12 protein-coding genes are annotated in these 13,338 nt (G+C 72.9%); 5 read left to right on the top strand and 7 right to left on the bottom strand.

Annotation, left to right across the window (positions count from 1 at the left end):
- Positions 1-23: 23 nt before the first annotated feature.
- Together uraH and uraD are read right to left on the bottom strand one after the other, a co-directional pair.
- Positions 24-350, bottom strand: coding sequence for a hydroxyisourate hydrolase (uraH, locus tag ITJ55_RS07475; RefSeq protein WP_194594862.1), 327 nt, complete (start codon positions 348-350; stop codon positions 24-26).
- Entirely contained in the window at positions 347-946 is a 600-nt protein-coding gene (gene uraD / locus ITJ55_RS07470; RefSeq protein WP_194594861.1) for a 2-oxo-4-hydroxy-4-carboxy-5-ureidoimidazoline decarboxylase, read from the bottom strand. The genes uraH and uraD overlap by 4 nt, the downstream gene beginning before the upstream one ends.
- A 180-nt stretch (positions 947-1,126) precedes the next feature.
- Between uraD and ITJ55_RS07465 the strand changes: the two genes are divergently transcribed.
- Together ITJ55_RS07465 and ITJ55_RS07460 are read left to right on the top strand one after the other, a co-directional pair.
- Positions 1,127-2,080 carry a xanthine dehydrogenase family protein subunit M gene (locus tag ITJ55_RS07465; protein WP_194594860.1) on the top strand — a complete coding sequence of 318 codons (954 nt, stop codon included), beginning with the start codon at positions 1,127-1,129 and terminating at the stop codon, positions 2,078-2,080.
- Entirely contained in the window at positions 2,077-4,848 is a 2,772-nt protein-coding gene (locus tag ITJ55_RS07460) for a molybdopterin-dependent oxidoreductase (RefSeq protein ID WP_194594859.1), read from the top strand. The genes ITJ55_RS07465 and ITJ55_RS07460 overlap by 4 nt, the downstream gene beginning before the upstream one ends.
- A gap of 354 nt (positions 4,849-5,202) precedes the next feature.
- Here ITJ55_RS07460 and ITJ55_RS07455 read toward each other — a convergent pair whose 3' ends face one another.
- From ITJ55_RS07455 to ITJ55_RS07440, 4 genes are all read right to left on the bottom strand, one after another.
- Positions 5,203-6,618: a nucleobase:cation symporter-2 family protein gene (locus ITJ55_RS07455; RefSeq protein WP_194594858.1), complete on the bottom strand. Its 1,416-nt coding sequence runs from the start codon at positions 6,616-6,618 to the stop codon at positions 5,203-5,205.
- 242 nt (positions 6,619-6,860) lie between these two features.
- Positions 6,861-7,664 (bottom strand): 5'-methylthioadenosine/S-adenosylhomocysteine nucleosidase, encoded by an 804-nt coding sequence (gene mtnN / locus ITJ55_RS07450; RefSeq protein ID WP_194594857.1) that lies wholly within the window; start codon positions 7,662-7,664, stop codon positions 6,861-6,863.
- Positions 7,661-8,113, bottom strand: coding sequence for an S-ribosylhomocysteine lyase (locus ITJ55_RS07445; protein ID WP_056259958.1), 453 nt, complete (start codon positions 8,111-8,113; stop codon positions 7,661-7,663). The genes mtnN and ITJ55_RS07445 overlap by 4 nt, the downstream gene beginning before the upstream one ends.
- A gap of 407 nt (positions 8,114-8,520) precedes the next feature.
- Complete coding sequence (locus ITJ55_RS07440) at positions 8,521-9,450, bottom strand: aldo/keto reductase (protein WP_194594856.1); 930 nt, start codon at positions 9,448-9,450, stop codon at positions 8,521-8,523.
- Between the two features lie 129 nt (positions 9,451-9,579).
- On the opposite strand from ITJ55_RS07440, the gene ITJ55_RS07435 reads away from it, so the two are divergent.
- Positions 9,580-10,071: an SRPBCC family protein gene (locus ITJ55_RS07435; RefSeq protein WP_194594855.1), complete on the top strand. Its 492-nt coding sequence runs from the start codon at positions 9,580-9,582 to the stop codon at positions 10,069-10,071.
- Between the two features lie 75 nt (positions 10,072-10,146).
- On the opposite strand, the gene ITJ55_RS07430 is transcribed toward ITJ55_RS07435, so the two are convergent.
- Positions 10,147-11,508, bottom strand: a complete 1,362-nt coding sequence (locus tag ITJ55_RS07430) for a hemolysin family protein (RefSeq protein WP_194594854.1) — start codon at positions 11,506-11,508, stop codon at positions 10,147-10,149.
- A 155-nt stretch (positions 11,509-11,663) separates the two neighbouring features.
- On the opposite strand from ITJ55_RS07430, the gene ITJ55_RS07425 reads away from it, so the two are divergent.
- Together ITJ55_RS07425 and ITJ55_RS07420 are read left to right on the top strand one after the other, a co-directional pair.
- Entirely contained in the window at positions 11,664-11,858 is a 195-nt protein-coding gene (locus tag ITJ55_RS07425) for a hypothetical protein (RefSeq protein WP_056259966.1), read from the top strand.
- A 112-nt stretch (positions 11,859-11,970) separates the two neighbouring features.
- Complete coding sequence (locus tag ITJ55_RS07420; protein WP_194594853.1) at positions 11,971-12,969, top strand: LacI family DNA-binding transcriptional regulator; 999 nt, start codon at positions 11,971-11,973, stop codon at positions 12,967-12,969.
- Positions 12,970-13,338: the final 369 nt, after the last annotated feature.

The raw sequence follows: 13,338 nt of genomic DNA, 5'->3' as shown, positions 1-13,338 counted from the left end.
AGCTCGACGGGCGGGTCGCGAAGTCAGCTGCCGCGGTAGGTCGAGTACGCGAACGGGCTCAGCAGCACGGGCACGTGATAGTGGCTCGACTCGTCGGCGAGGGTGAAGTCGATCGTGACCCGCGGGTAGAACGTGTCGCGCCGAGCCGCCGCGAAGTAGACGGCGGTCTCGAACACGAGCCGGTAGTCACCCGACGGCAGGGCGTCCGGGCCGAGCTCGGGCACCCGACCGTCGCCGTTCGTCACCCCGGTCGCGAGCTCGTGGCCGTGCGCGTCGAGGAGGGCGACGGCGATGCCGGACGCCGGGCGACCCAGGGCGGCGTCGAGGACGTGCGTCGTCACGTGGCTCATGCGCGGGCCTCGGCGTGGCCCCCGGCTGCCTCGGGCTCGGGCGCGGGCTCGGCCTCGGCCGCGGCCCCATCGGCCGCGGGCTCGGCCTCGGCCGCGGCCCCATCGGCCGCGGGCTCGGCGAAGGTCGACTGCAGCCGCAACAGCGCGATGTCGCGCAACTCGGCGCCGACGATGCGCGACTCGGTCTCGTCGTCGAGTCGCAGCCGCCTGTGCAGCTCGCCGACGATCTCGGCCCGGCTCCGACCGGCGGCACGGATCAAAAACACACGGTCGAAACGCTCCTCGTACGCGGCGTTGCCCTCGGCCAGCAGCTGCGCGAGGTCAGCGTCGTCGGCGTCGGCGGCCGACGCCTGCTCGCGTCGACTGAACTGCTGCGCCGCCCCCTCGCCGATCGGCTTCTCGCCGATGCGGGGGTGGTGCGACATCGCCTCGTCGATCTCCGTCGGGCTCAGCGGAGTGGCGGCGGCAGCGGCGACCGTGATCAGGGCGTCGGTGTCGGCGAACGGAGCCTGGGCGGCGACGTCGTCGGCCCACCGCTCGACGTTCAGGGCGGCCAGCAGGTGCGAGCGCAGGTCGGCTCGGTCGAGGTCGATCATGACGCACACCCTAGCGACGTGGCTCCGGGGCGCGGGGCGCGGCCGGCCGACCCGCGCCTCCTCGGCTCCGGGTGACGCGGTGCCCGTCCGCCTCGTGGCGGGTGGCGGACGCAGCGGTCGTTCGACGCCGAGCGAGCCGACACATGCTCGAAACCCCGGTCGTGCAGAGTGGGGGCTCCCATGGACCTGACCACCGTTCGCGAGATCCGCACCCCGTCGCGCCGCGACGAGGTCGTGTTCGCCCCCGGCGAGCGCCCCCTGGGCGGTGGCACCTGGCTGTTCTCCGAGCGGCAACCCGGGCTGACCGGCCTCGTCGACCTGACCTCTCTCGGCTGGGCTCCGATCGAGCGAGCCGCCGACGTCGTCTCCGTCGCCGCGACCTGCACCATCGCCGAGCTGCTGCGCCTGCCCTCGGACGACGACTGGGCAGGCCACCCCCTGATCGCCCAGTGCGCCGACTCGCTGCTCGCCTCGTTCAAGATCTGGAACGTCGCCACGGTCGGCGGCAACGTCGCCCTCGGTTTGCCGGCCGGTGCGATGACGTCGTTGATGGCCACGTTCGACGCCACCGCCGTCGTCTGGACCACCGACGGCGGCGAGCGCCACGTGCCCGTCTCGACCTTCGTCACCGGGGTGGTGCAGAACGCGCTCGAGCCGGGTGAGGTGCTGCGGTCGCTCGAGGTGCCGATCGACTCGTTGCGGTCACGGACCGGGTTCCGTCGCATCTCGTTGAGCCCGCTGGGTCGTTCGGGCACCCTGGTCACGGCGCGACTCGGTCTCGACGGCGAGTTCGTCGTGACGGTGACGGCGGGCACGACCCGTCCGGTCCAGTTGCGCTTCGACGAGGTGCCCGGCGAACGATCGCTCGCCGACGCCTTGGCCGACGTCGACTGCTGGTACTCCGACCCACACGGCGACCCCGACTGGCGCCGCGCGATGAGCACCCGCTTCGCCGACGAACTGCGCGTCGAGCTCGGCCGGCCCGCCACCGGCGGCAGCGGCCGCGGCGGCCGCATCGGCGGCGCCGGCACCGGCGTGCGCCCTCTGCGTGAGCCGACCCACGACCCCCGCAGCGCCACCGCCCGGGCGAGATCGACGCCCCGCACCGGCACGACCCCAGGAGGCGCGCGATGAGCCAGAGGCACGTCACGTTCGAGGTCGACGGCCTCCCCCTCGAGACCGACGTCGCCCCGGGGCAGGTGTTGCGCACGCTGCTGCGGGAGCACGGCGTGCACTCGGTCAAGAAGGGGTGTGACGCGGGCGACTGCGGCGCCTGCTCGGTGCTGGTCGACGGCGAGCCGGTGCATTCGTGCATCTACCCGGCACACCGCCTCCAGGGCCGCGCCGTGACGACGGCGGCCGGGCTCGGCACACCCGACCACCCGCACCCCGTGCAGCAGGCGTTCGCCGACGCGGCCGGGTTCCAGTGCGGCTTCTGCACGGCGGGCATGGTGGTGACGGCCTCGACGTTCACCGAGGCCGACCGCGACGACCTCCCGCGCCTCCTGAAGGGCAACCTCTGCCGGTGCACGGGGTACCGGGCGATCGGCGACGCGATCTGCGGCGTGCAGAACACCGTGGCGCCGGCCGACGGCGAGGCGGCCGGCCGGTCGGTGGCGGCCCCGGCGGCGATGCGCGTGGTGTCGGGCTCCGAGCCGTACACGCTCGACTTCCGCAGCACGACGAAGCTGCTGCACCTGGCCGTGCTCGGCAGCCCGCACGCCCACGCGCGCATCACGTCGATCGACACGACCGCCGCCGAGGCGATGCCGGGCGTGCACCTGGTGCTGACGCACCGCGACTCCCCCGCGACGCTGTTCTCGACCGGGCGGCACGAGGACCGCGAGGACGACCCCGACGACGGCCTCGTGCTCGACCCCGTGCTGAGGTTCCGCGGCCAGCGGGTCGCCGCGGTCGTCGCCGACGACGTGCGCACCGCGACGAACGCCCTGGCGGCCGTCGTGGTCGAGTACGAGCCGCTGCCCGCGGTGTTCGACCCCGAGACCGCTCGCTCGTCCGGGGCCCCGCTGCTGCACGGCGAGAAGACCACCGAGGTCTCGCGCATCGCCTACCCCGAGCGCAACACCGTCGCCGCGATGCACGACGAGACGGGTGACGTCGAGGCCGGCCTGGCCGCCGCGGACGCCGTCGTCGAGGGCACCTGGCGGACGCAACGCGTCTCGCACGGAGCCCTCGAGACGCACGCCTCACGGGGCTGGCTCGACGACGACGGTCGCCTCGTGATCCGCACGGCGAGCCAGGTGCCGTTCCTCGTGCGCGACGAGCTGGCGCACGTCTTCGACCTGCCGCCCGAACAGGTGCGCGTGTTCGCCGCCCGCGTCGGCGGCGGCTTCGGCGGCAAGCAAGAGCTGATCACCGAAGACCTGGTCGCCCTCGCCGTACTGCGCACCGGGCAGCCCGTGCAGTACGAGTTCACCCGCGAGGACGAGTTCACGATCGCGCCGACCCGCCACCCGATGCGGGTGCGCGTCCGGGTCGGGGCGACGAGCGACGGCGTGCTGACCGCCCTGCACGTCGACCAGCTGATGGACACGGGCGCGTACGGCAACCACGGCGTCGGCGTCATGTACCACTCGGTCCACGAGTCGACCAGCGTCTACCGCTGCCCCAACAAACGCGTCGACGCCGAGTCGGTCTACACGAACAACCTGCCGTCGGGGGCGTTCCGCGGCTACGGACTCGGCCAGGTCGTGTTCGCCGTCGAGTCTGCGATGGACGAACTCGCCCGTGAGCTCGGCATCGACCCGTTCGAGCTGCGCCGCCGCAACGTGATCGTCCCCGGCGACCCGATGGTGGTCACCGACCCCGACGAAGAGAGCGACCTGCTGATCGGCAGCTACGGGCTCGACCAGTGCCTCGACCTGGTCGAGCAGGCGCTTCGGTCCCCTGCCCCCGCGGGCGCGCCTCCTGCCCCCGTCGGCCCGACCTGGTCGACCGGACGCGGCATGGCCCTGGCCATGATCGCGACGATCCCCCCGCGCGGGCACTTCGCCGACACCTCGATCGAGCTCTTGCCCGACGGCCGCTACGACATCGGCGTGGGCACCGCCGAGTTCGGCAACGGCACGACGACCGTGCACACCCAGCTCGTCGCCTCGGCGCTCGGCACGACGCCCGACCGGGTCGTCGTCCGGCAGTCCGACACCGACGTCGCCCGCTACGACACGGGCGCCTACGGCTCGGCCGGCGTCGTGGTCGCCGGCAAGGCCCTGCTCGCCGCGTCGCACAAGCTGCGGGCGGCGATGGTCGACCGTGCCCTGACGGTCGCAGGAGGCGCGGGTCACGCCGTCGAGACCGGCACCGCCCCCGAGGTGGTCGCCGGCGGCGTCGTGGTGCGGGTGGGCCCGGGCGCCGACGCCACCGTGCTCGTGTCCGCCGAACGGCTGCTGGCCGACGGTCCGCTCGCCGCCGACGGTGCCCACGACGGCACGCCGCGCTCGGTGGCGTTCAACGTGCACGGCTTCGAGGTGGCGGTCGACCGGGCGAGCGGCGAGGTGCGACTGCTGCGCTCGGTGCAGGCCGCGGACGCCGGCGTCGTGCTGAACCCCGAACAGCTGCGCGGGCAGGTCGAGGGCGGCACGGCCCAGGCGATCGGCACGGCGCTCTACGAAGAGATGATGCTCGACGACGAGGGCCGCGTGCTGACGACGGCGTTCCGCAACTACCGGATGCCCAAGTTCGGCGACGTGCCGCAGACCGAGGTGCACTTCGCGACCACTCACGACGGCCTCGGGCCACTCGGCGCCAAGTCGATGAGCGAGGCGCCCTACAACCCGGTCGCCCCGGCCCTCGCGAACGCGATCCGCGACGCGCTCGGGGTGCGGCCGCACGAGCTGCCGATGTCACGCGACCGCCTCTGGCGCCTGGCCGGCGGACGCTGAGCCGGCGGACGTCGAACCGGCGAGTCGTCGGGGCCGGCGGACACTGGGCCGCGGGCGCTGGGCCGCGGGCGCTGGGCCGCGGGCGCTGAGCCGCGGGCGCTGGGCCGTCGGGTCGCCGGGCCGGCGAGCTCGGACCCGGCGGCACGATCGGGTCGGCACGGCCGCTGCCGCCGGGAACGGCACCGGTGTCGGGGCCTCGCGCCGCGCCTCCTTCGCTCGAGGCGTGATCCGTCACGTACCGGATCGACGTCGCACCGTCAGATGAGCGTCGCACCGCCGAATGTGGCGGTGCGACGCTCAGACGGCGGTGCGACGTGCTACTCGGGGCTCGCGGCGTCAGCCCGCGTGCCCGGGTCAGCCCTCGTGCGCAGCCGGTGCGGCCGGCCCGCGGACGGCGTCGTGCGCCGACACGTCGCGGTCGGCCCCGCCGTCCCGCGCCTGCACCCGGGGTGAGTTGAGCAGCAGGTTGAGCAGCACGGCCACGATCGCCCCGGCGCTGATGCCCGAGTCGAACACGATGGTGAACCAGGTCGGGAACTGCGCGTAGATCTCGGGGCTGATGGTCGGCAGCAGGCTCACGCCCAGGGCGATCGCCACGATCAAGATGTTCGAGTTCGTGAACCGCACCTTCGACAGCGTCCGGATGCCGCTCGCCGCCACCATGCCGAACAGCGCCACGCCGGCTCCACCGAGCACGGCGACCGGCACGCCCTCGACCACCGCGCCGAGCGCCGGCACCAGCCCGAGCACCACGAGGATGCCTCCGGCCAGCGTCGCGACGTACCGGGACTTCACGCCGGTGATGCTGACCAGCCCGACGTTCTGGGCGAAGGCCGTGTACGGGAACGTGTTGAAGACGCCACCGATGACGGTGGACAGGCCGTCGGCGCGCAGGCCGTCGGCGAGGCGGCGCGGCGTCACCGGCCGGTCGACGATCTCGCCCACGGCGATGATGTCGCCGGTGGTCTCGGTCATGATCACGAGGCCGACGATGCACATCGACACGATCGCGCTCACGGGGAAGGTCGGCAGCCCGAAGTGGAACGGCAGGGCGAGGCCGAACCAGCTGCTCTCGACCACGCCGCTCCAGTCGGTCAGCCCGAAGGGCCAGGCCACCAGGGTGCCGACCACGAGCCCCAGCAAGATCGACAGGCGACGGAGGCCAGGAGGCGCGAACCGCTCGATCAGGACGATCAGCAGCAGGGTGCCGGCGGCGAAGGCGACGTCGAGCGGGCGTCCGAAGTCGTCGGAACCCGCGCCTCCTCCGACCCAGCCCGCGGCGACGTCCATCAGCGAGACGCCGATGATCAGGATCACGGTGCCGGTCACGATCGGCGGGAAGAACCGCACGAGCTTCGAGAAGAACGGTGCGAGCAGCATCATGAACACCCCGCTCGCGATGACCGACCCGTAGATCGCGGTGATGCCGTACTCGCCGCCGATCACGATCATCGGCCCGACCGCCGCGAAGGTGCAGCCCTGCATCAGCGGCAGCCGCACGCCGAACCGCCAGAAGCCGACCGACTGCACGATGGTCGCGATGCCGGCCACGAACAGGTCCGCGCTGATCAGGTACGCGATGTCGCCCGGCTCGAGCTGGCCCATGCCGACCAGCGCACCGCCCACGATCAGCGGGACGGCGACCGCCCCGGCGTACATCGCGAGCACGTGCTGCAGGCCGAGCGGGAAGAGCCTCCGCAACGGCGGGACGCGGTCGACGGGGTGCGTCGTCTCGACGGGTGCGGCGCCGGTGGGCGTGGACTGTGACATCGGAACTCCTGAACGTGGGGATGTCGGGTGGTCGTCGCCAGCGTACGAAACGCGCGTTTCGTCGCGGCGGCACGCGTGTTTCAGGCTCGTGTCGTCTCGCGGGATCGCGTAGATGAACCCCGTTCGCGAAGAAGAACCCCGTTTTGTCGGGGTTCTTCTTCGTGAACGGGGTTCGAGGCGCAGGACGGGCAGGAGGCGCGGTGCGAGCGGGCGGGAGGGCCGGGCTCAGCCGGCGGCCGGGGTCAGCCGGCGGCGATGGCGCGGACGAGGTGCATCGTGACGTCCGCCGACCGACCCGCCGTGAGGGCGAGGTTCTCGTCGTGCACGTCGTGGGCGTCCGGCCCCGCGAGGTCGCTGATGCCGCGCACCGAGACGAACGGCACGTGGTGGACGTGGCAGGTCTGGGCGATGGCCATCGACTCCATGTCGACGGCGTCGACGTCGACCACGTCGGCGAAGGCGCTGCGCACGCCGATGACGCGCTCGGCCGTCATGAACGCGTCACTCGAGGCGATCAGCCCCGGGCGCACGGCCCAGTCGCGGTGCGCTGCGGCGGTTTCGGACGAGACCGACGTGTCGTAGGCGACCGCCGCCTCCATCAGTCCGTGGTCGGCGTGGAAGCTGGCGGGCATGCCGGGCACCTGCCCGAGCCGGTAGCCGAAGACGCGGGCGTCCGCGTCGAGGTTGACGTACTCCGACCCCGCGACGACGTCGCCGATCTCGATGCCGGCACCCATGCCCGCGGCGGTGCCCGCGCTGATCACGGTCGGCACGACGCCCTCGAGCGACCCCGACCGCACGATGGCGGACGTCGCCGCCCCCGCCGCGTTGACGAAGCCGATGCCGCTCTGGACGAGCAGCAGCTCGACCCCGTCGATTTCGAGCACACGCTGCAAGGAGCCGCCGACCGCGACCGGGTCGTCGACCCGCGAGGCACGCGAGACGAAGGGCTCGGCCTCGTCGGCCATCGCCACGACGACGATGATCGACGGCACGGCGAGCGCCGCGACCCCGTCGGCAGGAGGCGCGGCGTGCGTCCCGGTCATCGGGTGACGGTCGACCACTCGTCGCGGGCCGCGAGGAAGTCGCGCGCGACCTCTTGTGCGCCCTCGAGCGAGTGGTTGGCACCCCAACCGCACTGGACCTCGTTGGCCGCGGGGACCTCGGTGGCGGTGGTGATGTCGGTGAGGGTGCCCTCGATGAGCGACAGGACGTCGTCCATCGCGGGGTCGCCCTGCAGGATCAGGTAGAAGCCGGTCTGGCAGCCCATCGGCGAGAAGTCGATCACGTCACCGGAGCGGTTGCGCGAGTGCTCGGCGAAGAGGTGCTCGAGCGAGTGGACCGACTTCATGTCGAGGTGGCCCTCGTTCGGCTGCGCGAACCGGACGTCGAACTTGGTGATGACGTCGCCGTGCGGCAGCGTCTTCTGGTCGGCGACGCGCACGTAGGGCGCGGCCACGGTGCGGTGGTCGAGGTTGAACGACTCGACGTTCATCTTGGGCTGGGTCACGATGGTCCCTTCGGGGTGCGGGCGGGGCGCGGAGGTCGCGTCGGCGCTGCACCGGTCTGTGCGTCCCAACGCCGTGTCGACCCTAGGACATTCCCCCGACGGCGGCCGCTGCATGACCTGCCGCGACCGCGTGCCTCCTGCCGACCTGCCGGCCGGTCTGCCGGTCTGCCGATCTGCCGGCCTGCCATCCGGCCGGCCTGCCTGCCATCCGGCCGGCCTGCCTGCCACCCCGCCACGCCACGCCACGCCACGCCACGCCACGATGTAAACACCACGCCACGAAAAAGGATGGCGGGTTGTTTACATCGTGGCGGGATGCCGGGATGCGGGGTGGCGGGTGCGGGGTGCCAGCCCGTGGCGGGTGCGAGGTGCCGCCTGCGGCGCCCGGCCCGCTACGGCAGCGTGTGACCGGCGGCCGTGAAGAGCCGGTACCACTCGGGGCGGGTGAGCGGCACGTCCGAGCCCGCGGCGCTGTCGCGGAGGTGCGCGACGCTCGTGGTGCCGAGCACGACCTGCATCTCGGCCGGGTGCCGGGTAATCCAGGCGACCGGGATCGCCGACGGCGGCACGTCGTACTTCGCCGCCAGCTCGTCGATCACGTCGTTGAGCTCGGGGTAGCCCTCGCGGTCGCCGAGGAACACCCCGTCGAAGAACCCCTTCTGGAACGGCGACCAGGCCTGCAGCGTCATGTCGTTCAGGCGGCTGTAGTCGAGGATGCCGTTGTCGCGGTCGACCGACTGGTCGAGCCCGGCCATGTTGGCGGCGACCCCGGCGGCGATCAGCGGCGCGTGGGTGATGCTGAGCTGCACCTGGTTGACGATCAGCGGCTGCTCGACGCTGCGCTTCAGCAGTTCGACCTGGGCCGGGGTGTGGTTCGAGACGCCGAAGTGACGCACCTTGCCGCTCGTGTGCAGCTGGTCGAAGGCAGCCGCGACCTCGTCGGGCACGACGAGGGCGTCGGGGCGGTGCAGCAGCAGCACGTCGAGGCGGTCGGTGCGCAGCGCGGCGAGCGAGGCGTCGACCGACTCGAGGATGTGCTCGGTCGAGAAGTCCCAGAAGCCGTCGCGGATGCCGACCTTGCTCTGCAGCTGCACGGCGTCGCGCTCGGACGAGCTCATCGACACGGCGTCGCCGAAGCGTTGCTCGCAGTGGTGCGGGTGGTCGCCGTACACGTCGGCGTGGTCGAAGAAGTCGATGTCGAGGTCTCGGGCCTCGGCCACGAGTTCTCGGATCGCGTCGTCGGTCATGCCCGAGATGCGCATCAGCCCGAGGACGATGGTCGAGGTCGGGCGGTCGGTCGTGGGTAACGTCGTCGTCTTCACGCGGCCAGTCTGCCCCGTCCGCCGCCTCGCGGTGTCGACCCGCGCCTCCTCGGTGGACGCAGAGGAGGCGCGGGCGGGCTGGGGACGAGACGTCCCGTCGTTCGCGCCCTCGGTTCCGAACACCTCGGCATGACCGTCACCGCGAGTGCGAGCACCGCCCGCGTCGTCGCCGCCGCGCTCGAGCGCACGTGGCGCGTCGCGACGCCGTTGACCCCCGTCGGGTTCTACCCGAGGGCGGGCGTCATCCCGGCCGTCGTGGCCGTGCACGACCAGACCGGGCCGTGGGACGCCGTCGGCCGGACCCGGCGGCTCGAGCTGTCGGACGGCAGCAGCGTCGTCGAGAGCCTCGTGCGCGTCGAGCCCGACGGGGTCTTCGTCTACGAGCTGAGCCGCTTCACCGGACTGCTCGGTCGCCTCGTGACGGGCGGGCGCGCCGACTGGAGCTACTCGTCGACGCCGAACGGACGCACCCGCGTCGACTGGACCTACTCGTTCTTCGCCCGCCCGGGGCGTGGCCTGATCGTCCGCGGCATCGTGCGGTTCGCCTGGGCGCCGTACATGCGTCGCGTCCTCGTCGGCATCGCCCGCGAGGTCGAACGCGTCGGTCAGCCCTCCGCCTAGGCCGCCCGGCCGCCTAGGTCACCCGGCCGCCGTCCGACCAGCCCGCCCGGCCGTCGTCCGAGCCCGGCCGGCCGCTCAGGCCGTCGGGGCGCCGCCCTGCTCGTCCGGCTCGCCCGGGGCAGCGGCCTCGGGGTGCGACGGAGGCGGCGTGACCCGGACCGTCGCGATGCGGTAGCCGTCGGTCTCGACGACCTCGAGCGTGTGCTCGTCGACCGACACCGAGTCGCCGACCACCGCGAGCCTCCCGAGCCGATCGAGGATGTACCCGCCGACCGTCTCGTACCGTCCGTCGGGCAGCGTCAACCCGAGCATCTCGTCGAGCTCTTCGACGATCAGGCCGCCCTCGACGTCGCGCGTGCCGCCCGGCTCGAAGCCGACCTCGGTCGCGGCGCCCGCGTCGTACTCGTCGTAGATCTCGCCGACGAGCTCTTCGAGCAGGTCTTCGAGGGTGATGATGCCGTCGGTGCCGCCGTACTCGTCGATCACGACGGCGATCTGGTGGCCGTCCTGGCGCATCGTCGTGAGGGCCGCCAGCACCTTCGTCGTGCCGGGCAGCGCGAGGATCGGGCGCACGATGTCGGCGATCGTGGGCTCGTCGGGCCCGCTCTCGCGGCGTGCGGCCGGCACCGCGGCCATGAGGTCGCGCACGTGCACGAAGCCGAGCACGTCGTCGACGTCGCGACCCGTGACGGGGTAGCGCGAGTGCGGCAGGTCGAGCACCTCGTGGTACCCCTCGGAGGCGCGGGTCGCCCCGGTGAGGAACGCCACGTCGTGCCGCGGCCGCATCGCCTCGGCCACGCGTCGGTCGTCGGCCCGGAACACGTCGGTCAAGATGGTCCGGCTCTGCTCGTGGATGTCGCGGTTGCTCGAGATGAGGTCGCGCACCTCGTCGGCCGAGACCTCGTCGCCGCGCTCCTTCGGGTCGAGCCCGAGCAGGCGCACGACGCCGTTGGTCGACACCGACAGCAGCCAGATGAGCGGACGCATCAGCGTCGCGAGCCCGTTCAGCGGAGGCGCGAGCACCTTGGTGAAGGCGACCGACTTCTGCATCGCGATGCGCTTGGGCACGAGCTCGCCGAACACCAGCGACAGGTAGGCGATGACCACGGTCATGCCGATGACCGAGACCGTCGAGGCGGCGCCCGGCGAGAGGCCGAGCGCCTCGAGCCCGGGCACCAGGTCGGGCGCGATTGTCGAGGCGCCGTAGGCCGACGAGAAGAAGCCCGCCAGCGTCACGCCGATCTGCACCGCCGACAAGAACGTGTTGGGGTTGCGGACGAGGGCGGCCGTCCGGCGTCCGCGCTCGCCCTGGGCCTCGATGGCCCGCACCTGGCTCTCGCGCAGGGTGACGATGGCCATCTCGGTACCCGCGAACACCCCGCCGATCAGCACGAAGACCACGACGAGGCCGATGTTCACGAGGGTGTCGACGTCCATGCCACGACGCTATCGATGAACCAGCCGTGAGGGTGCCGGGCATCAGCCGTGCGTCCGCCGGGGGCTCCGTGCGGACCACCCACACAGTGGACCCGCGGTCGTCGGTCAGCCAGCTCACAGGTCGGCCGGGCGGCGGGACGCATACCGTCCAGGGCATGTCGACGCCTCCTGATCGCGGACTGCCCGCCTACGTCCTCTCCGGCCTCGTGCTCGGGCTGCTCGCCGGGGTCGTCCTCGCGCTCGTGCTCGGGTGGTCCGTCGGGCTCGCGATCGGGTTCGGCATGGCCGGCGGCATCGCGGTCGGCGCCGTGCTCTGGCTCGTGGTGCGCCCCGACAAGCGCCGCCGCTGACGACCGCGCCCGCGCCTCCTCGCAACGCGCCCGCGCCTCCTCGCCCACCGCGCCCGCGCCTCCCCGGCGCCCGGCACCCCACGGCGACGCGCGTCACCGCTACCCTCGGGACATGAAGGACGCCACGATCTACGACGTGGCGAAGCGCGCGGGCGTCTCGCACCAGACCGTCAGCCGGTTCTTGCGGGGGTTCGAGGGCATCCGCCCCGCGACGCGCGAGAAGGTCGAGCAGGCGCTCACCGAGCTCGCGTACCGCCCGAACTCGGCCGCCCGGTACCTGCGGCTGCAGCGCACCAACCGCATCGGACTGCTCGCCGACAACATGCACCAGTCGGGTCCGGCCCGCACCATCGCCGGCGCGACCGAGGCCGCCCGCTCGCTCGGCTACGTCACCGACATCGTGACGATGGACGGCGGCGACCAACGCTCGGTCGACGACGCACTCGACCTGATGCTCGGCCAGCAGATCGCGGGCATCGTCGTCACGGCGCAGACCGCGGTGGCCCGCTCCGCCCTCGAACGGCGGGCGATCACCGTGCCCGTCGCGCGCGACTTCGGGTTGATCCTCGAGGGCACGACCGAGTCGATCAACGAACACGCCGGCCGGGTCGCGGCCGAGCACCTCGTCTCGCTGGGCCACCGCCGGGTCGCCTACGTGGCCGGGCCCGAGCAGTGGCTGGCCGCCCGCGAGCGCGCCGACGGGTTCCGTCAGGTGATCGCCGCGTCAGGAGGCGCGGTGACCGTCACCGACGTCGGCGACTGGTCCGCGGCGGCCGGCTACGACATCGGGCTGCGACTCGCCGCCCGGACCGACGACTTCACGGCCGTCGCCGTCGCCAACGACGCGATGGCGATGGGGCTGCTCGCCGCCCTCGCCGCCGAGGGCGTCTCGGTGCCGCACGAGGTCAGCGTGGTCGGCAACGACGACGCCCCGGAGGCGCGGTTCATGGTTCCCTCGCTCTCGACGGTGGCCCTGGACTTCGGCTTCGAGGGGGCCCACGTCGTCACGTCGCTGATCGCCCGCATCGAGGGGCGCAGCCCCGACACGGCCGCCCGCCTGCCGGTGCCGACGCTCGTCGCCCGGGCCTCGACGGCTCCCGCGCGCGGCTGAGGGCCGGAGCGCCGGCCGACCCGCGCCTCCCGGGCCCCGTGCCGTCCGGCGCACCCCCTCGCCCGGCGCGCCCCCTCGTCCGGCGCGCCCCCTCATCCGGCGCAGAACCCCTGCCTAGGCGCGTGTCCCACGCCGGAGCGCGGGGTCCGCACGAAACGACCCGCGCCTCCTGGTCCGACAGAGGAGGCGCGCGGACCGCCGTCGAAAGTGGGTCTTGCGCGGGTGGCAGGGCGTGGGTTAGTTTCTCCGCAGACACCGATGTTATCGACAACATCCAGGGACGCCACAGCCGACGCCATGGTCGGCACGACCCCGGCACCACCCCCCGGCACCGCCCTGGCACCACCCCCAGCACCACGCCGGAGCCAC

Source organism: Frigoribacterium sp. VKM Ac-1396 (assembly GCF_015350895.1).
Taxonomy (GTDB): Bacteria; Actinomycetota; Actinomycetes; order Actinomycetales; family Microbacteriaceae; genus Frigoribacterium.
The sequence above is the reverse complement of the archived record's forward strand: the minus strand, read 5'-3'. Positions and strand labels throughout refer to the sequence as shown.

Excerpts from the sequence above, each read along its gene's own strand:
- uraH (WP_194594862.1), bottom strand. The coding sequence starts at position 350 with ATGAGCCACGTGACGACGCACGTCCTCGACGCCGCCCTGGGTCGCCCG.
- uraD (WP_194594861.1), bottom strand. The coding sequence starts at position 946 with ATGATCGACCTCGACCGAGCCGACCTGCGCTCGCACCTGCTGGCCGCC.
- ITJ55_RS07465 (WP_194594860.1), top strand. The coding sequence starts at position 1,127 with ATGGACCTGACCACCGTTCGCGAGATCCGCACCCCGTCGCGCCGCGAC.
- ITJ55_RS07460 (WP_194594859.1), top strand. The coding sequence starts at position 2,077 with ATGAGCCAGAGGCACGTCACGTTCGAGGTCGACGGCCTCCCCCTCGAG.
- ITJ55_RS07455 (WP_194594858.1), bottom strand. The coding sequence starts at position 6,618 with ATGTCACAGTCCACGCCCACCGGCGCCGCACCCGTCGAGACGACGCAC.
- mtnN (WP_194594857.1), bottom strand. The coding sequence starts at position 7,664 with ATGACCGGGACGCACGCCGCGCCTCCTGCCGACGGGGTCGCGGCGCTC.
- ITJ55_RS07445 (WP_056259958.1), bottom strand. The coding sequence starts at position 8,113 with ATGAACGTCGAGTCGTTCAACCTCGACCACCGCACCGTGGCCGCGCCC.
- ITJ55_RS07435 (WP_194594855.1), top strand. The coding sequence starts at position 9,580 with ATGACCGTCACCGCGAGTGCGAGCACCGCCCGCGTCGTCGCCGCCGCG.
- ITJ55_RS07430 (WP_194594854.1), bottom strand. The coding sequence starts at position 11,508 with ATGGACGTCGACACCCTCGTGAACATCGGCCTCGTCGTGGTCTTCGTG.
- ITJ55_RS07425 (WP_056259966.1), top strand. The coding sequence starts at position 11,664 with ATGTCGACGCCTCCTGATCGCGGACTGCCCGCCTACGTCCTCTCCGGC.
- ITJ55_RS07420 (WP_194594853.1), top strand. The coding sequence starts at position 11,971 with ATGAAGGACGCCACGATCTACGACGTGGCGAAGCGCGCGGGCGTCTCG.